General features: G+C 70.8%; 13 protein-coding genes. 9 read left to right on the top strand and 4 right to left on the bottom strand.

Annotated features, from left to right (window positions below; genetic code table 11):
* The first annotated feature begins 50 nt into the window (after positions 1–50).
* Complete coding sequence (locus tag A6P39_RS12970) at positions 51–2,948, top strand: vitamin B12-dependent ribonucleotide reductase (protein ID WP_067054820.1); 2,898 nt, start codon at positions 51–53, stop codon at positions 2,946–2,948.
* 81 nt (positions 2,949–3,029) lie between these two features.
* Here A6P39_RS12970 and A6P39_RS12965 read toward each other — a convergent pair whose 3' ends face one another.
* Positions 3,030–3,566, bottom strand: a complete 537-nt coding sequence (locus A6P39_RS12965) for a TerD family protein (RefSeq protein WP_067054817.1) — start codon at positions 3,564–3,566, stop codon at positions 3,030–3,032.
* Between the two features lie 151 nt (positions 3,567–3,717).
* On the opposite strand from A6P39_RS12965, the gene A6P39_RS12960 reads away from it, so the two are divergent.
* From A6P39_RS12960 to A6P39_RS12950, 3 genes are all read left to right on the top strand, one after another.
* Positions 3,718–4,323 (top strand): YdbC family protein, encoded by a 606-nt coding sequence (locus A6P39_RS12960; RefSeq protein ID WP_067054816.1) that lies wholly within the window; start codon positions 3,718–3,720, stop codon positions 4,321–4,323.
* A gap of 153 nt (positions 4,324–4,476) precedes the next feature.
* On the top strand, positions 4,477–5,136 hold the full coding sequence (locus A6P39_RS12955; RefSeq protein ID WP_067054813.1) for a histidine phosphatase family protein: 660 nt from the start codon (positions 4,477–4,479) through the stop codon (positions 5,134–5,136).
* Positions 5,137–5,148: 12 nt separating this feature from the next.
* Positions 5,149–6,054, top strand: a complete 906-nt coding sequence (locus A6P39_RS12950) for an ADP-ribosylglycohydrolase family protein (protein ID WP_067054810.1) — start codon at positions 5,149–5,151, stop codon at positions 6,052–6,054.
* A 351-nt stretch (positions 6,055–6,405) separates the two neighbouring features.
* Here A6P39_RS12950 and A6P39_RS12945 read toward each other — a convergent pair whose 3' ends face one another.
* The gene (locus A6P39_RS12945) at positions 6,406–7,953 is read right to left on the bottom strand and encodes an MFS transporter (protein ID WP_107304522.1); all 1,548 of its coding nucleotides are present in this window, start codon (positions 7,951–7,953) and stop codon (positions 6,406–6,408) included.
* Between the two features lie 183 nt (positions 7,954–8,136).
* Between A6P39_RS12945 and A6P39_RS12940 the strand changes: the two genes are divergently transcribed.
* The 3 genes from A6P39_RS12940 (at position 8,137) to A6P39_RS12930 (ending at position 10,244) form a co-directional block, all read left to right on the top strand.
* A complete protein-coding gene (locus A6P39_RS12940; RefSeq protein WP_079133788.1) occupies positions 8,137–8,760 on the top strand; it encodes a TetR/AcrR family transcriptional regulator in 624 nt (207 codons plus the stop codon).
* 81 nt (positions 8,761–8,841) lie between these two features.
* On the top strand, positions 8,842–9,543 hold the full coding sequence (locus tag A6P39_RS12935; RefSeq protein WP_067054802.1) for a ribonuclease HII: 702 nt from the start codon (positions 8,842–8,844) through the stop codon (positions 9,541–9,543).
* 68 nt (positions 9,544–9,611) lie between these two features.
* Positions 9,612–10,244, top strand: a complete 633-nt coding sequence (locus A6P39_RS12930; RefSeq protein WP_079133787.1) for a hypothetical protein — start codon at positions 9,612–9,614, stop codon at positions 10,242–10,244.
* Positions 10,245–10,660: 416 nt separating this feature from the next.
* Here the strand turns inward: A6P39_RS12930 and A6P39_RS12925 are convergent, their stop codons facing one another.
* Complete coding sequence (locus A6P39_RS12925; RefSeq protein ID WP_067054796.1) at positions 10,661–11,281, bottom strand: hypothetical protein; 621 nt, start codon at positions 11,279–11,281, stop codon at positions 10,661–10,663.
* 264 nt (positions 11,282–11,545) lie between these two features.
* The gene (locus A6P39_RS12920) at positions 11,546–13,711 is read right to left on the bottom strand and encodes a RecQ family ATP-dependent DNA helicase (protein WP_067054793.1); all 2,166 of its coding nucleotides are present in this window, start codon (positions 13,709–13,711) and stop codon (positions 11,546–11,548) included.
* Between the two features lie 142 nt (positions 13,712–13,853).
* On the opposite strand from A6P39_RS12920, the gene A6P39_RS12915 reads away from it, so the two are divergent.
* Together A6P39_RS12915 and A6P39_RS12910 are read left to right on the top strand one after the other, a co-directional pair.
* Positions 13,854–15,380, top strand: coding sequence for a DUF4192 domain-containing protein (locus A6P39_RS12915; protein WP_067054789.1), 1,527 nt, complete (start codon positions 13,854–13,856; stop codon positions 15,378–15,380).
* 463 nt (positions 15,381–15,843) lie between these two features.
* Complete coding sequence (locus A6P39_RS12910; RefSeq protein ID WP_234379226.1) at positions 15,844–18,018, top strand: amylo-alpha-1,6-glucosidase; 2,175 nt, start codon at positions 15,844–15,846, stop codon at positions 18,016–18,018.
* The last annotated feature ends 60 nt before the right edge of the window (positions 18,019–18,078 follow it).

Raw genomic sequence — 18,078 nt, 5'->3', positions numbered from 1 at the left:
GGGAACAAACGGGGCACTTCAGGGCGTTTTTGCCCGTAGAGGGAGGCGGCATGACAGAGACGGCGAGCGGTCCGGCACGAGGTTCCCGAGCCAAGGCTGGCAAGGCGGGAAACAAGGGACTGCACATCGAGCGCATCCACACCACCCCTGGCGTACACCCGTACGACGAGGTCGAATGGGTGAGCCGTGACGTCGTCATGACCAACTGGCGCGACGGCTCGGTCAACTTCGAGCAGCGCGGCGTCGAGTTCCCCGACTTCTGGTCGGTGAACGCGGTCAACATCGTCACCAGCAAGTACTTCCGCGGTGCCGTCGGCACCCCGCAGCGCGAGACCAGCCTCAAGCAGCTGATCGACCGCATCGTGAAGACGTACCGGAAGGCCGGTGAGGACTACAAGTACTTCGCCTCGCCCGCCGACGCCGAGATCTTCGAGCACGAGCTGGCGTACGCCCTCCTGCACCAGATCTTCAGCTTCAACAGCCCCGTCTGGTTCAACGTGGGCACCCCGCAGCCCCAGCAGGTCTCCGCCTGCTTCATCCTGTCCGTCGACGACTCCATGGAGTCGATCCTCGACTGGTACAAGGAAGAGGGCATGATCTTCAAGGGCGGCTCCGGTGCCGGCCTGAACCTCTCCCGCATCCGCTCCTCCAAGGAGCTGCTCTCCTCCGGCGGCAACGCCTCCGGCCCGGTCTCCTTCATGCGCGGCGCCGACGCCTCCGCCGGCACCATCAAGTCCGGTGGTGCCACCCGCCGCGCCGCCAAGATGGTCGTGCTCGACGTCGACCACCCCGACATCGAGGACTTCATCGAGACCAAGGTCAAGGAAGAGGAGAAGATCCGCGTCCTGCGCGACGCGGGCTTCGACATGGACCTGGGCGGTGACGACATCACCTCCGTCCAGTACCAGAACGCCAACAACTCGGTCCGTGTGAACGACGAGTTCATGAAGGCGGTCGAGGACGGCGGAAACTTCGGCCTGCGCGCGCGGATGACCGGCGAGGTCATCGAGGAGGTCGACGCCAAGGCGCTCTTCCGCAAGATCGCCGAGGCCGCCTGGGCCTGTGCCGACCCCGGCATCCAGTACGACGACACCATCAACACCTGGCACACCTGCCCCGAGTCCGGCCGGATCACCGCGTCGAACCCGTGCAGCGAGTACATGCACCTGGACAACACGTCCTGCAACCTCGCCTCGCTGAACCTGATGAAGTTCCTGAAGGACGACGGCAAGGGCAGCCAGTCCTTCGAGACCGAGCGTTTCCAGAAGGTCGTCGAGCTGGTCATCACCGCGATGGACATCTCGATCTGCTTCGCGGACTTCCCGACCCAGAAGATCGGCGAGAACACGCGCGCGTTCCGCCAGCTCGGCATCGGCTACGCCAACCTCGGCGCCCTGCTGATGGCCACCGGCCACGCCTACGACTCCGACGGCGGCCGTGCCCTGGCCGGCGCGATCACCTCCCTGATGACGGGTACGGCCTACCGCCGCTCCGCCGAACTGGCCGCGGTCGTCGGTCCGTACGACGGCTACGCCCGCAACGCCGACGCCCACAAGCGCGTCATGCAGCAGCACGCGGACGCCAACGGCACGGCCGTGCGCATGGACGACCTGGACACCCCGGTGTGGGCCGCCGCCACGGAGGCCTGGCAGGACGTGGTGCGTCTTGGTGAGAAGAACGGTTTCCGTAACTCCCAGGCGTCCGTCCTCGCCCCGACCGGCACCATCGGTCTCGCTATGTCCTGCGACACCACCGGTGTCGAGCCCGACCTGGCTCTTGTGAAGTTCAAGAAGCTGGTCGGCGGCGGCTCGATGCAGATCGTCAACGGCACCGTCCCGCAGGCCCTGCGCCGCCTGGGCTACCAGGAGGAGCAGATCGAGGCGATCGTCGCCCACATCGCCGAGCACGGCAATGTGATCGACGCCCCCGGCCTGAAGCAGGAGCACTACGAGGTGTTCGACTGCGCCATGGGCGAGCGCGCCATCTCCCCGATGGGCCACGTCCGCATGATGGCCGCGATCCAGCCGTGGATCTCCGGCGCCATCTCCAAGACGGTCAACATGCCGGAGACGGCGACCGTCGAGGAGGTCGAGGAGATCTACTTCGAGGCCTGGAAGCTGGGCGTCAAGGCGCTCGCGATCTACCGCGACAACTGCAAGGTCGGCCAGCCGCTCTCCGCCAAGAAGAAGGAGGACGAGAAGGCCGAGATCGCCGAGAAGGCCGAGGAGACGATCCGTACCGCGGTCGAGAAGGTGGTCGAGTACCGCCCGGTCCGCAAGCGCCTCCCCAAGGGCCGTCCCGGCATCACCACGTCCTTCACGGTCGGCGGCGCCGAGGGCTACATGACCGCCAACTCCTACCCGGACGACGGTCTCGGCGAGGTCTTCCTGAAGATGTCCAAGCAGGGCTCCACGCTCGCGGGCATGATGGACGCCTTCTCCATCGCGGTCTCCGTCGGTCTGCAGTACGGCGTGCCGCTGGAGACGTACGTCTCCAAGTTCACCAACATGCGCTTCGAGCCGGCCGGCATGACGGACGACCCGGACGTGCGGATGGCGCAGTCGATCGTCGACTACATCTTCCGCCGCCTGGCGCTGGACTTCCTGCCCTTCGAGACCCGCTCGGCGCTCGGCATCCACTCCGCCGAGGAGCGCCAGCGGCACCTGGAGACCGGTTCCTACGAGCCGGCCGACGACGAGGTCGACGTCGAGGGCCTGGCCCAGTCGGCGCCGCGCGCCCAGGAGCTGAAGGCGGTTGCCGCGCCGAAGGCCGAGTCCGAGGCGGCCAAGCCCGCTCCGAAGCAGGCGCACACCAGCGCCGAACTGGTGGAGATGCAGCTGGGCATCCAGGCCGACGCCCCGCTGTGCTTCTCCTGCGGTACGAAGATGCAGCGCGCCGGTTCCTGCTACATCTGCGAGGGCTGCGGTTCGACCAGCGGCTGCAGCTGATGACACGCGGCTTCTGAAGTAAGGGGCGTCGGCCACGGCCGACGCCCCTTACCCGTGTGTGCCCTTTACCCATTGATGCCCTCAGAGCCGGTGCGCCCTGCCCATGACCCGGGTGAAGGCCGCCGGATCCTCCTCGAATCCGTGCACGCCAGGACGGAAGGTCCACTCCCCGGAGTCGTCCCGCGCGAACTCGGCGATCGTGGCCGCCGTCGCCCCGAGGACGGCGCCGAAGTCGTCCTCGGCGAGCACGGTGTAGCGCTCCTCCCGGACCCGCATGGCCGGATTCAGCACCGTGGCGAAGGTCTTGTGCCCGGTCCGCTGCTGGATGACCACGCCGACCACCACGCGCGCGTACCGCTCGGCGAGCCGGTCCAGTTCGAGCGTCATGACCTCGTCCCAGCCGAAGCCCCTGCCGTCGGTGCTGTCCCGGTTGAGGAAGATCGTGCCGTCCGGTGAGCGGCTGTCGAAGTGCACCAGATAGGCCGGAGTCCCGTATGCGTCCTCCGAGGTGAACGTCGCCGCAATGATGTCGAGGTCGGTCGGCGGCTGACCCGCCGGACTCGGGTCCCACTTGAGCGCGACCTCGACCTTGCTGATTCCTTTGCTGAAGCCGGACAACGGGCGTCCCCTTCCCCCTGTGACTGCCTCGTCCCCAACTCCCCCGGAGCCAGGGCTCTTTGCCCATCGTGCCACGCGCGCGGAGCGCTTGCGCGGGTGATCTGCGCCGGAGCGTGACCGGCGCCACGTCCGGTGGCCTTACCATGGCGCGGTGCTGGTCAAGTGGATTCGCTGCACCGTGGTGGACCGCCGCGGCTTCGAGCGGGGGCAGCGGAAATGGGCGGGGCTTCTGGGGGAGCCGGGATTTCGGGGACAGGGCGGAGGCTGGAGCCGGCAGCGACCGGGGGTGGCGCACACCTTCGCGTTCTGGGAGAGCCGCGCCTTCTACGACTCCTTCATGGCCCGCTCGCACGACCGCCTGGCGTCCGCCCAGTCCGGCACGTTCAAGGACGCCCAGGCCAAGCTCTTCGAGTACCGCTTCGACGTGAAGACGGGCTTCGAGCCGCGGTTCACCGACGCCGATCTGATCCGGGTCGCCCTGTGCCGGGTCCACGAGGAGCGTGTCGACCACTTCACCCTCATGCAGGAGAAGGTCTGGAACCCCGCGATGGCCGGTTCGCCCGGCATGATCCGTGGCATGTTCGCCGAGGCGCCCCCGCAGGAGTTCCTGGTCCTGTCGATGTGGCGGTCGGCGGCCGAGCACGGCAAGTACCGTACCGAGCGCGTGGAACGCCTCGCCCTGCGGGCGCAGACCGAGGCCGACGTCGCGTCGCTCTCCGGTGACATCGTGGACATGGAACCGTCCTGGACGGTCTGAGACCCGGACCGTCGGTTTGAAAGGCAGACTCACATCCTGAAGAGGCTGCGAAACGAGTCCGGGAACGGCCCGGCACACCGAATTCGTGTGACCTACGCCGTATGGAGCCCGTACGAGTGCTCGACTCCCCCTCACTCGATCTAGGGTTTGGGCATGGCACGACCACGGCGCATCGTCCTTGTCCGGCACGGCGAGTCCACGGGCAACGTCGACGACTCCGTGTACGAGCGCGAACCCGACCACGCGCTCGCGCTGACCGAGCGCGGCTGGAGACAGGCCGAGGAGACCGGCAAGGAGCTACGGGAACTCTTCGGCCGGGAACGCGTGAGCGTGTACGTCTCCCCGTATCGCCGTACGCACGAGACGCTCCGCGCCTTCCACCTCGACCCTGACCTGATACGCATCCGGGAGGAGCCGAGGCTGCGCGAACAGGACTGGGGCAACTGGCAGGACTGCGACGACGTACGTTTGCAGAAGACCTACCGGGACGCGTACGGCCACTTCTTCTTCCGGTTCCCGCAGGGGGAGTCCGGCGCCGACGTGTACGACCGGGTCGGCGGCTTCCTGGAGAGCCTGTTCCGCAGCTTCGAGGACCCCGATCACCCGCCGAACGTGCTCCTGGTGACGCACGGGCTCGCGATGCGGCTGTTCTGCATGCGCTGGTTCCACTGGACCGTCGCGGAATTCGAGTCGCTGTCGAACCCGGGGAACGCGGAGAAGCGGATGCTCGTTCTCGGAGACGACGGCAAGTACACCCTCGACCGGCCTTTCGAGCGCTGGCGCAAGCCGATGCCGTACTGGGTGAACGGATAGAGTGGCAGAGCGATGACCGCTGACTCCTCTTCCTCCGGGCGCCTGGAGCGCGCCCTGGCGAGCCTGCGTGGACTGGCCGTGGGAGACGCCCTGGGCTCCCAGTTCTTCGTTCCGGCGCACTACCCCCTGCTGCAGCGGCGCGAGCTGCCCGAAGGCCCCTGGCAGTGGACGGACGACACCGAGATGGCCTGCTCCGTGGTCGCTGTCCTCGCCGCCCACGGGCGCATCGACCAGGATGCGCTGGCCCGCTCCTTCGCCGAGCGCCACGACTTCGACCGGGGGTACGGACCCGCGGTCAACCGGCTGCTGCGACTCGTTCGGGAGGGCGGGGACTGGCGCGAGCTGGCCGCCGCCCTCTTCAACGGACAGGGGTCCTGGGGCAACGGCGCGGCGATGCGGATCGCCCCTCTGGGTGCCTGGTACGCGGATGATCCGGAGCAGGCGACCCACCAGGCGGAGATCTCCGCCTATCCCACCCACCAGCACCGTGAGGCCGTGGTCGGTGCCATGGCCGTGGCCGCCGCGGCGGCACTGGCCGGCTCTCCCGACGGGCCGCCGAGCCCCGAGGCGCTCCTCGAGGGCGTCATCGCCCTGGTGCCGAAGAGCGCGGTCGGTCAGGGGCTGAGGCGCGCCCGGGACATGCTCGACTACGGCGACGCGGGCACCGTCGCGGCCGTCCTGGGATGCGGTCGCCGTACGACCGCCCATGACACGGTCCCCTTCGCCCTCTGGTCCGCCGCGCGCAGCCTCGGGGACTACGACGCGGCCTTCTGGACGACCGCCCAGGTGGGCGGCGATGTGGACACGACCTGCGCGATCGTGGGCGGCGTCCTCGCTTCAGGCAAGGCGGGGACACCGCCGGCCCGGTGGGTGGAACGGGTCGAGGCGCTGCCGGACTGGGTGCCGACCGGGCCCTGACGGGTGCGAGAAGTGCCTGGCCGACGGTGAAGGCTTGCTCGCGGTACGGACGATTGTGGAAACTCTCCGTGTTCGCCGGGAACCCTCTGTGATGGTCGGCCGTTCTTCCTGTATCCGTGTCCGCCGCGCCGTTCGGTGTCCGGCGGTGTACCGGAGGACGCGGACCGGAGTGCGGTTCGGAGGGGGTGCGTGATGGCGTCGGTGTCGCGGGAGCCGCTTCTCGTGGTGGTGTGCCTCCTGGGTCTCGTGCGGGCGCTCGTGGCTGTGGTGCGGCCGGCCGGACCGACGCGTGCGCTGTCCGTCCCCAGGCGGCGGTCCGGCCGGCCGCGGCTTCGCAGGGCCCGGTGGCGGTCAGCCCACGCCCGGGCCCGCCATGCCGGAGAGGGATTCGAGATCGCTCTTGCGGACCCTGAGCACCAGCCAGGCGGTGACGAACGCCAGCGCGGCCATCGCGGCGGCCGGCACGAAGGCGGTGGAGATGCCGTGGGCGAGCACGTCGTGTCCCCAGGGCGCGGGCAGCTGGTGCGTCTTGGCGAACTGCGCCTTCTGCTCCGGCGAGCCGTTGGCGAGGAACTTGGGCAGCTGCTTCTTCGCCTCGTCCTTGCTGGCCGAGCCGAAAACGGTCGTCAGGATGGACAGCCCCAGCGAACCGCCCACCTGCTGCATGGCGTTCAGCAGACCGGACGCCGCACCGGCCTCGTGCTGGGCGACGCCCGACACCGCCGTCACTGTGGCCGTCACGAAGTTCAATCCCATGCCGAATCCGAACACCAGCATCGGCCCGAGCACCCCGCCGAGATAGGAGCTGTCCGGCCGGATGAACGCCTGCCAGGCCAGCCCGACCACCACGAGCGCCGTGCCGACCGCCATGAACGGCTTGGGGCCGAGCTTCGGGAGCAAGGCCTGCGACAGGCCCGCACCGACCGCGATCGCGACCGTCACCGGGAGGAAGGCCACACCGGCCTTGATGGCGCTGTAGCCCAGCACGTCCTGCACGAACAGCACGATGTAGAAGAACATGCCGAACATGGCCGCGGACAGGCTCAGCATGATCACGTATGTGCCCCAGCGGTTGCGGTCCGCGAACATCTTGAGCGGGGTGATCGGTTCCTTCGCCCGTGTCTCGGTGAGGACGAAGGCGAGCAGCAGTACCACGGCCACGCCGAACGAGCCGAGCGTGAGCTTGTCGCGCCAGCCGTCCTCCGCGGCGCGGATGAATCCGTACACCAGCGCGGCCATGCCCACTGTCGACGTCAGCGCGCCCGTGATGTCGAAGCGCCCCGGATGCCGCTCGGACTCACTGATGTACAGCGGCGCGAGCGTGGCGATCAGCACACCGATGGGCACGTTGACGAAGAGCACCCACCGCCAGTCCAGCCAGTCGGTGAGCATGCCGCCCGCGAGCAGACCGATCGCACCGCCGCCTGCCGAGACGGCGGCGAACACACCGAAGGCCCGGTTGCGTTCCGGGCCTTCGGGGAAGGTCGTGGTGATCAGCGCCAGCGATGTGGGCGAGGCTATTGCGCCGCCCACACCCTGCAGGGCCCGTGCGGCCAGCAGCTGCCAGGGTTCCTGGGCAAGGCCGCCAAGCAGCGAGGCGAAGGTGAACAGCAGGATGCCCGTGATGAACACCCGGCGACGGCCGAGGATGTCGCCGGCCCGCGCACCGAGCAGCAGCAGGCCGCCGAACGTGAGCGTGTAGGCGCTCACCACCCAAGTCAGGTCGGTCGTGCTGAATTTGAGCGCATCTTGAATGTGCGGGAGCGCGATGTTCACAATCGTCGCGTCGAGTACCACCATGAGTTGGCACGCCGCGATGACGGTGAGTGCGATGCCGGGATGCCCCGCCCGGCGGGCCACGCCCGGTTTTGGATCCTGGAGCAGCTGAGAGGTCGTCACTATGGGTCCCCCATAAAGGCGTTAGTGAACGCTCGCGTTCACTTTCGCCCCCACGGTAGTGAGTCCCCAAGAGTGAACGCAAGCGTTCACTTAATCGGGTGCGCCGCCTCGTGTCCCCCGAAGCTGCGGCGTGGCGCCCCCGCCCCGGAATCCCCCGCTTTCCTTGCACGTTGGAGAACACAGATGGTTACCTCGCGCTGGACGGCCGGTCCTCCCCAGGCGGCTCCTCCTCGTCGGCGCGGAGTGGTGCTGGAGCGCGCGATCCTGGACGCCGCTCTGGAGCAGCTCGGCGCGGTCGGCTGGAAAGGCCTGACCATGGAAGGTGTCGCGGCCGGAGCCCAGACCGGCAAGGCCGCGGTGTACCGCCGCTGGCCCTGCAAGGAGGACCTCGTCGCGGACGCACTGGTGGCGGGAATGCCCCGCGTCGAGACGGCCCCGGACCTCGGAAGTGTGCGCGAGGACCTTCTCACCCTGTGCCGGCAGGTGCGGGAGATCATGTACTCGCCTCCTGGTATCGCTCTGCGTGCGGTGATTCACGAGTGCGACGAAGCGCAGGCGGAGCGCTTCCAGGAAGTGATCGTCGGAGGCGTCGTCGAGCCGACCGTCATGCTGCTCCGTGAGGTCATCACTCGCGGAATAGACCGGGGAGAGGTTCGCTCGGACGCAGCCAACGGCTATGTCTTCGACGTCATCCCCGCCATGATGATGTACCGCTCGAAGATGTGCGGGAGCGAATGGAGCGACCAGGATCTCGAGGAGATGGTCGACCAGCTGATGCTCCCGCTGCTGCGGCCCCATGAGGTCTGATCCCACGCTCCGGTGATCTGCGCGGCGCTCGGGCGACCAGGGTGTCGCCGGACGATCCCGGCGGCGTACGCTAAGGGCGCCATGCCGTATGAACCGCCTACTCACACTGTCGAGCGCTCCCTGCGCGCCACGACCGGAGCGAAGGTCATCGCCGGTGTCGACGAGGTGGGGCGCGGCGCCTGGGCCGGACCGGTCACCGTCTGTGCCGCGATCACCGGACTGCGTCGCGCGCCCGAGGGTCTGACTGACTCCAAGCTGCTGACCGTCAAACGTCGTACGGAACTGGCCGAGGTCCTCCAGGCGTGGGTGACGGCCTACGCCCTGGGGCATGCTTCCCCCGAGGAGATCGACGAACTGGGGATGACGGCCGCGCTGCGGCTCGCCGCGGTCCGCGCCCTGGACGCCCTGCCGGTCCGCCCCGACGCCGTCATCCTCGATGGGAAGCACGACTATCTCGGCGCCCCCTGGAAGGTCCGCACGGTGATCAAGGGAGATCGGTCGTGCGTGGCCGTCGCCGCGGCGTCGGTGATCGCGAAGGTTCAGCGCGACAAAATGATGGCCGAACTGGGTATCGACCATGCAGACTTCGGATTTGCGGACAACGCCGGGTATCCGTCGCCCGTGCACAAGACCGCACTGGAGGAGCGGGGGCCCACCCCGCACCACCGCTTGTCGTGGGCGTATCTTGATGCGTTGCCTCAGTGGCGGCACCTCAAGAAGGTCCGCAGCTGGGCGGACGGAGGCGTTCCGGAAATCGAGGGTCAGCTCGGCTTCGATTTTTGACGGTTCCGATCGCACTGATGTGCCACCCGGTCACCCGCACCGCACCAATGTTTGATAAATATCAGCTCATGCCTCTCCTTCCCGAGGAGCCTCAGATTCACGAGAGTGCCCAGGGTCCCCGCGCTACGCCGGCCAGCGGCCGTACCGCGCCGACCCCTCGCCCCGTACCCGGCCCCCGCCCCGCGGCTCCGTCCCGCCCCGGTCGTCCCGGCCCTCCGCGGCCCGCGTCGCCGGTGCAGCGCACGCCGCGTGACGTGGCTCCGGCCAAGCCTGGCCCCTCCGGCCCGGCCGCTCCCGCCGCTTCGGTGGTCACCCCGCAGATCCAGCTGATCCCGGCTTCGCCCGAGGGTGCGCTCGACGCCGCCGAGGAGGCGGTGGACCTGCTCCTGGACTCGGGTCGTGCCCCCGGCGACGTGCTCGTGATCACCACTGGTGCCCAGCACCCGTGGGCCGAGCACGAGCTGTCCTTCGGTGAAGCCTCCTACTGGGCGCAGCACGACGCCGGTGACGACGTCTTCTACACGGACGCCGCCATCGCCTCCCGTGCCGCGTCCCGCCCCGTGGTGGTCGTGGCTGTCAACGGAGGATCGGACTCCGCCGCTGCCTCTGCCCTTCCGCTGGCCCACGCCCGGGCCGGTGCCCTGCTGATCGTCTGCGGCGACCCGCAGCAGATCAACACGCTGCTGGGCGCCGGCGTCTGAGCCGCGCCCGGCGTCGCGGGGCACCGGGGTGACACAAGAGTCGATCCGGCGGAATCCGCACGGAGTGGCTTTTGCCATGCCCGGATGACGGGTGGCCCTTCCGCTCGGGACGGCTTCCCGGCCGGTGCCCGGGGCGGAGAGCGAGCGCCGGCCCGTGCCGGCCGGGGACCGTCACCGCAATGCGTACGCGGTCCGGCCCGGGAGCCGCGGTGAGCAGCCTGCCGAGGGCGCTCTTGGAGCGGATCTCGTACGGCCGCCGGGTACGGCGCAGACGGCTGCTTGCTTGCACCTTTGCTCCCTTGTCCGCCTGGACGGGCGGACGGTGCCGGTGGCCGGTTCGCCATCAGTGCGCCGGTGTCGGCACCGGGCAGAAGGCGTACGTCCGAGGCGTACGGCCCGGTCCGGCGCCGTGACCTTCAGCGGGCCGCCGCGCGGCGCAGGACCTCCGAGACCGGCCCGCCGGTGCGTGGCACGAGCGTCGGGGTCTCCGACAGCGCGAACGGCTCAGGTGGGGAGTCGGCGTTGGGGCGGCGTCCGCCACGCCCCTCGCCGAGTACCTGCCAGCCGTCGTGGGTCAGCGTGATGTATGCCCCGCAACGCAGCCCGTGCAGTGTGCAGGCATCGCGCAGTCCCCACATCCAGGCGCCGTCCTCCTCCGTCCAGCGTGCATCGCCCTCGCGGCAGTAGAGCAGAACGGCCGTGCGCACCGGCGTGCGGCGTCTCAGGTCGTGCGGAATGACCCGGCGCAGCTGGGCGAGCAGTGCGTTGCGGAACATCCACCCGTCGGCCGGGGCCGGACGGCGGGTGAACGACGCGCTCGCGCACAGCCGCTCGTCAGGGTCCAGCACGGCCACGACCGCCGTGGACGGCTTCGGGCGGTGGCGGGCATGCAGCCCGCTGACGACCTCACGGGGGTTGCGCAGCAGCGGGATTCCGGCGGAAGCCCATTCGGCCGGCTCGAGCAGGCGACTGGCGGAAACGGCGGACGCGGGCGTCGACAACGAGGCCGCCGAGGACGAGGCGAATCCGAAGGTCACGTTCCTCCCTTCGGCTACGCGCCCATACTGCGGGCGAGGTCGGATTCGGGAGCGCGCACCGCAGCAAAGCCCAACCGGATCACGGACGAACCGTGCGGGGAGCGGACCTCAATTCTTCCTGTCGAACTGGGATGCGGCAACGAGCAATTGGGGCCACCGACTGTTATCTGGAGGTGTGTGGCTTATATCCCTACCCAAAGCTTCGGCTGCTGACGCCTGAGGTGTCCGCCCGCCGCGCGCGGGGCAGCGGCAACCGGACCGCGGTCAGCCCTGGACGGCCAGGACCAGCGGCAACACCCCCCGCGCGCCGGACCTTCGCAGCAGGCGTGCCGCGACCGCGAGGGTCCAGCCCGTCTCGGTGAAGTCGTCGACCAGCAGAACCGGACCATCGGCTTCGGCGAGAACTGACGCGAGGGCGGGCGGCACCGTCAGCGCGCCGTCGAGGGCCTTCAGCCGCTGCGCGCTGTTGCTGCGCGGCACCCGAGGCACATCGTCGGCGTATTCCACGGAGCCGAGCACGGGCAGTCGGCCGATCTCGGCGATCCGGGCGCCCAGGGAGTTGATCAGCCGGGGCCGGGTCCGCGAGGGGAGTGTGACGACACCCACCGGCCGGGGCTGGGCGTCGGACACACCCGGAGCCCAACCGCCGGGCCCCTTCGCCCAGTCGGCCAGGACGCCCACCACGGCCCGCGCCACATCGTCCGGCACGGTGGTGTCCGGCGCCTGGGCCGCGAGGAGCGGCCGCAGCCGGTTGCCCCAGCCGATGTCCGACAACCGGCCCAGCGCACGCCCCGGCGAAGCCTGTTCACTGGCCGGAATGCGCCCCTTGAGCGCGATGCCGATGGCCGGCAGGCCGGTCGGCCACATGCGGCGGGGCTCCACCTCGACCCCTGCACGGTCGAGATCGCTCCGCGCGGCGTCCACCGCCGAAGTCGATGTGTCGGCGGTGAAGCGCGGTCCCGCGCAGTTGTCGCATCGGCCGCAGGGCTTGGCGCCCTCGTCGTCCAACTGACGCTGCAGGAACTCCATCCGGCACTCGGTGGTGGACGCGTAGGCCCGCATCGCCTGCTGCTCGGCCTTGCGCTGCCGGGCCACCCACTCGTACCGCTCGGTGTCGTACGACCACGACTGCCCGGTCGCGACCCAGCCGCCCTTGACCCGGCGGACCGCTCCGTCCACGTCGAGGACCTTCAGCATGGTCTCCAGCCGGGAGCGGCGCAGTTCGACAAGGGGTTCCAGGGCGGGCAGCGACAGTGGCCCCTCGGCCCGGGCGAGGACGTCCAGGGTGCGCCGCACCAACTCCTCGGAGGGGAAGGCGAGCGAGGCGAAGTACTCCCAGATCGCCTCGTCCTCCCTGCCCGGCAGGAGAAGCACCTCGGCGTGCTCGACACCACGGCCGGCCCGGCCGACCTGCTGGTAGTAGGCGATGGGGGAGGAGGGCGAGCCGAGGTGGACCACGAAGCCGAGGTCCGGCTTGTCGAAGCCCATACCGAGCGCCGAAGTGGCGACCAGCGCCTTGACCCGGTTGGCGAGCAGGTCGTCCTCGGCCTGCTGCCGTTCGGCGTTCTCCGTCTTGCCCGTGTACGAGGCCACGGCGTGCCCGCGCTGCCGCAGGAAGGCGGTGACCTCCTCCGCGGCGGCGACGGTGAGCGTGTAGATGATCCCGGAGCCCGGCAGATCGTCGAGATGGTCGGCGAGCCAGGCCATCCGGTGTGCGGCATCCGGCAGCGGCAGAACCCCGAGACTGAGGCTCTCCCGGTCCAGCGGCCCGCGCAGCACCAGGGCGTCGGACGCGCCGCCCGTGCCGAGCTGATCGGCGACATCCGCGGTCACCCGGGCGTTGGCCGTGGCAGTGGTGGCCAGCACGGGCACACCGGGTGGCAGCTCGCCCAGCATGGTGCGCAGCCGCCGGTAGTCGGGGCGGAAGTCGTGGCCCCAGTCGGAGATGCAGTGGGCCTCGTCCACCACCAGCAGGCCGGTCGCCGCGGACAGCTTGGGCAGGACCTGGTCGCGGAAGTCGGGATTGTTCAGCCGCTCCGGGCTGACGAGCAGGACATCGACCTCACCGGCCGCGATCTCGGCCTGGATGACGTCCCACTCCTCGGTGTTCGCGGAATTGATGGTCCGGGCATGGATACCGGCCCGGGCCGCGGCCTCCACCTGATTGCGCATGAGCGCGAGCAGCGGCGAGACGATCACGGTGGGGCCGCTTCCTCTGGCCCGCAGCAGTGAGGTCGCCACGAAATACACCGCGGACTTCCCCCATCCCGTGCGCTGTACGACCAGGGCCCGGCGCCGGTCGGCGACCAGTGCCTCGATCGCCCGCCACTGGTCTTCGCGCAGCCGGGCCCCGCCCGTGGCATCTGAGACGAGCCGGGCGAGGACGGCGTCCGCCTGCGCCCGGAGATCCGCGTTGCTCGTGTGCTCCATGCGTTCCATACAACAGGACGGGACCGACAACCGGGCCGGCCCGGGCCGGGGCTGTGGACAACCGCGATGGCCTTGTCGTGTCCCTGATTCGACTTATCCACAGGAGCAAGCGGAATCTCAAGATCCGCGAGATTGTCTCCGCATGACGAATCACGGCGAAACCACCGGACCCCTCGAAAACGGCGACATCTTCGGACAGGACCCCTTCACCGGGCTGTCCGCGCACGACACGCAGGTCACTCTGCGCACCCCGGCCGAGCTGGCCGACGCCCTGCCCTACCTGCTCGGCTACCGCCCGGAGGACAGCATGGTGCTGGTGGCCCTCCACGACCGCGAAGGCAGCGGCCGGTTCGGCGGCCGGGCCCGCCTCGGCATCCCCGCGAACGAGGAGGACTGGGAGGCGGCCGCACGCCAGCTGGCCCAGGGACTGGTCAAGGGCAGCGAGCGGCGGGGCTCCCGCCCGGAGCAGATGGTGGCCTACGTCTGCCAGGAACCGGCGCCTGGAGAGTCCGGCCGGGACGTCAAACGACGGCTCGAGCGGCTGGCCCAGCTGCTGCGCACCGAGTGCGGCGACCTCGACGTGCCGGTCATCGAGGCGCTGTGCATCTCGGACGGCCGCTACTGGTCGTACTGCTGCCCGCTCGAGGGCTGCTGCCCCCAGGACGGCTCGCCGATGGGCCTTCCCGGCACCTCCGTGCTGGCCGCCGCGGCCACCTACGCCGGTATCCAGGTGCGCGGCACACTCAAGGAGTTGCGTGCCAGGCTGCAGCCCTGGGAGACCACCGCGGCCCTGGAGCAGGAGGTCGCGCTGGACGCGGCGGGCATGACTCTTGTGCCCCGCATCCTCGACGAGGTGTCCCGTGCGGAGGTGGCCGAGGAGACCCTCGGCCTCGCCGCGCGGATCATGCACCGCTTCGCCGCGGCGGCACCCGTCTCCGGCGCACACCCGGCGGATCTGCGCGACGACGACCTGCTCGAACACGACGAGGCGGCGAAACTCATCCTCGGGCTTCAGGACCGCACGACCCGCGACCGTGCGGCCGCGTGGATGGAGGGCGAAGAGGCCGGCCCGGCCCTGCGACTCTGGCGCGCCGTCGCCCGCCGCTGCGTCGGGCCGTACGGTGAGCACGCCGCGGCCCCGCTGACCCTGGTCGGCTGGGTCGCCTGGTCGACAGGCGACGAACTGGAGGCCCGCGAGGCGCTGGCCATGGCCCTGGGAGCGGATCCCGACTACCTCTTCGCGCGCTTGCTGCACCAGGCCTGCAACGAAGGGCTCGACCCCGAGGCGATCCGCCGCTGCCTGCGCGCGGACCGCCCAGACCGCGCGCGGGCGGAGACCAGGCAGCAGCCGGATCCGGCCCAGCCCGCGCTCCCGGCTGCCGACGGCATCGCGCCCGGAGCGGCTGTGCGGGCGGACGACCAGGCCGTCGGCCCGGGCTCGGCCACGGGCCCGCGCCGACGCCGCCGCACGCGGCCAGCGGACAGCAACGACGGCCGCCGAGGCGCCAGGGCGGCGGGCGGCCGACGGCGCCCGGCCGGCGCCCGCCCCCAGCCGTCGGCTGCAGAACCCTCCCGGCCCGGCGGCACGCGCACGCGTGCGTCGGACCGAGACACCACCAGTACTGCGCCGTCGGGGAACGGCCTTCGCGAGTCCGAGGGGGACGGATGAGCACTCGGCTCCCGGCCGAGCAGACGCGCACAGCGCAAACCCGCGGCGCACCGGCGGAAGCGGCGTGGGCGGGCGCTTGCGGAGCCGTCGTATGAACCCGTCCCTTGTCCGTCCGATGGCATCCGGGGCGTGCCGCCGCCGTGGCGCCAGCGCGGTTCTGGGCCGCCTGACCGGCTTGGTGCACCGGACAGGCCGGCGTGCTCCCGGAGCGTGCCCGGGCACACCGCGCACCGGGTGGTGGCGCAAGGCCGCCACCGTGCTGAACGGCGCCCTCGGCGGTCCGTCACGCCACCATTCAGCCGGACTCCCCGAGACGGCCCGTGACCCGGACGTGGCCCCCTCCGTTCACCTGAGTGGCGGAACGCCCGGACAGGCCCTGCCGCCGTACGACCGTCGTCTCCCGGGGCGCCCCACCGGACGCCCAGCACGTCCGAGGCACACCGAGAGCGGAAGAAGCCACGCCATGCACCAGCAGTCGACTGCGCCCTCCGCCGCCGAGCGGCCGCTCTGGGACAGGCCCGAGCATTTCCCGCCCGACGGTGTCGCCACGTGGGCACAGGAGACCATCGGCGCTCCACTGCCCTTCGACCGCCGGTCAGCGCTCCCGGCCGGCCCCAGCGCGGCTGCGCCCCCGGCTCCCCACCGCGCCCGCAGGCCCACCCCGACCCCGTCGCCCCGCACAGCGACAGCCAGCCGAGCGGCGCCCGAACTGCCGCCCACCCACGCCGCGTTGATCTGTGTCGCCCTGCCTGGCCTCGCCATCTCCGGCGAGCTGGGACAACTGGCCGGCCGGGGACTGGACGGGTTCTACCGAGGAGGCAGGCGTCTGCTCTCACGGTGTCAGGTCCGCGTGGCGGGACGCGAACCGCTCGCCGTGCAGGCCAGGATGACCGGGGCCGACAGCGCCCGCTTCGTCGGCACCCTGTGGGCGTCCCCGGCGGCGGGCCCCGATCCCGATGTCGTCGTCGAGCGAACGCGGCGCGCCGAGGGAAGCGAACGGATCACCCTCCGCAACGCCGCCGCACGACCGCTGAGGCTGCCCGTCGAGGTCGCCCTCGGCACGGATCTCGCGGAACTCGCCACCATTGCCTCCGGCAGAGCGGGCCCCGAACTCCCGGCAACGGTCCACGACTCGGGCCTGCGCTGGGCCAAGGCCGGCGTGGCCTCCTGCGTCACCGCCGACCCGCCGCCCTCGGACGCCCTGGCGTCCGCCGGACTGCTGCGCTGGGAACTGGAACTGCCGCCGGGCGGAACGGCAACCGTGGAACTGCGGGTACGGCTCGATCGCGCGGGCCCGCTGCGGGCCGTGGGCCAGACCACGACCAGCCCTCTCGCCCCCGCTCGGGCGACGGGCGACGACCTCCGGGTGACCCCGCTGCTGAACGAGGCCATTGCAGACATCCAGGCTCTGCTCCTTCGCGACCCCGCTCACCCTTCCGACACCTACCTCGCGGCAGGCGCGCCCTGGCGCTGTGGTCTGGCGCCCGCCGAGGCACTCGCCGCAGCCCGCATGGCCCTGCCACTCGGCACCCGGCTCGCCACGGGCACACTGCGCACCCTGGCCCGCATTCAGCTCCGGGACCCCGATCCACGGACCGGCATGATCCCCGGACCACGACGCGACGCCGGCCCGCACCTCCCGCCGGGCTGTACGGGAACGGAGGCCACGCTGCTCTTCCCCGTCCTGCTCGCCGAGGCCCGCCGATGGGGGCTGCCCGAGCAGGAGACGAGGGAACTGCTGCCCGCAGCCGAGCGCTGCCTCGCCTGGCTGCGGTCCGCCGTCGGGAACGGCACCTACCTCCCCGATCCCCAGCCCGCAGGGCCTGTCCGCTGCGAGACGCAGGCCCATGCGCATCGGGCGGCCCTGCTCGGCGCCGATCTCCTCGACGCCTACGGCCGGCCCGGCGCCGACGAGTTACGCGAGTGGGCCCGGGCCCTGCGGGCGGCCTTCTGGCTCGAGGAGCACGGTGGCGGCCGCCCGGCCGCGGCCCTGACACCGGACGGCCGTCCCGTGTCCCGTCTGGGCTCCGCCGCCGTCCATCTGCTCGACACCGGCCTGCTCGGCTCCGGCCGTCTCGCCCCGGGCCTCCTCGACCGGGTGCAGACCGAAAGCCTCGCCCGGTTGTTCGGCACCCCCGCCCTGGACGCGGGCTGGGGACTGCGCGGTCTCAGCGCCAAGGAGCCCGGACACAACCCGTTCGGCCACCGCAGCGGAGCCGTCCGGGTTCACGAGACCGCACTCGCCGTCACCGGACTGGCCGCCGCCGGATACGAGAAGGAAGCAGGCGGTCTGCTGAGAGGCCTGATAGAAGCAGCGGAACACTTCGGCCACCGCCTGCCGGAGATGTTCGCCGGGGAACAGCGCTCCGCCGGGAGCGCTCCCCTCCCGCACCCCGCGGCCTGCCGCCCGGCGGCCACCGCCGCAGCTTCCGCGATCATGGTGCTCACGGCTCTCGCGGGTATCCGCCCCGACACTCCCGCCCGTACGGTCACCTTGCGCCCGGTGCGCAGCGCGCCGCTCGGCGAACTCGTCCTCACCGGGCTGCGCCTCGCCGGCGCCCCCTTCGCCGTACGGATCAGCCGACTGGGCCTCGCCATGGTCGAGGAGGCGGCGGACGGCCTGCAACTGGGAGTGTGACCTCGTACGACGTGACCGACCGAAGACGGAGCCGGCCCCGCGCCCCATACCGGAACGAAG

This window comes from Streptomyces sp. FXJ1.172 (genome assembly GCF_001636945.3).
In the GTDB taxonomy this organism is placed as follows: domain Bacteria; phylum Actinomycetota; class Actinomycetes; order Streptomycetales; family Streptomycetaceae; genus Streptomyces.
This window is presented reverse-complemented; position numbering and strand designations above follow the sequence as displayed.

What these genes read in the sequence shown, in the direction of transcription:
- A6P39_RS12940 (WP_079133788.1), top strand. Translation starts at nt 8,137, where the DNA reads ATGGTTACCTCGCGCTGGACGGCCGGTCCTCCCCAGGCGGCTCCTCCT.
- A6P39_RS12970 (WP_067054820.1), top strand. Translation starts at nt 51, where the DNA reads ATGACAGAGACGGCGAGCGGTCCGGCACGAGGTTCCCGAGCCAAGGCT.
- A6P39_RS12955 (WP_067054813.1), top strand. Translation starts at nt 4,477, where the DNA reads ATGGCACGACCACGGCGCATCGTCCTTGTCCGGCACGGCGAGTCCACG.
- A6P39_RS12930 (WP_079133787.1), top strand. Translation starts at nt 9,612, where the DNA reads ATGCCTCTCCTTCCCGAGGAGCCTCAGATTCACGAGAGTGCCCAGGGT.
- A6P39_RS12950 (WP_067054810.1), top strand. Translation starts at nt 5,149, where the DNA reads ATGACCGCTGACTCCTCTTCCTCCGGGCGCCTGGAGCGCGCCCTGGCG.
- A6P39_RS12915 (WP_067054789.1), top strand. Translation starts at nt 13,854, where the DNA reads ATGACGAATCACGGCGAAACCACCGGACCCCTCGAAAACGGCGACATC.
- A6P39_RS12920 (WP_067054793.1), bottom strand. Translation starts at nt 13,711, where the DNA reads ATGGAGCACACGAGCAACGCGGATCTCCGGGCGCAGGCGGACGCCGTC.
- A6P39_RS12910 (WP_234379226.1), top strand. Translation starts at nt 15,844, where the DNA reads ATGCACCAGCAGTCGACTGCGCCCTCCGCCGCCGAGCGGCCGCTCTGG.
- A6P39_RS12935 (WP_067054802.1), top strand. Translation starts at nt 8,842, where the DNA reads ATGCCGTATGAACCGCCTACTCACACTGTCGAGCGCTCCCTGCGCGCC.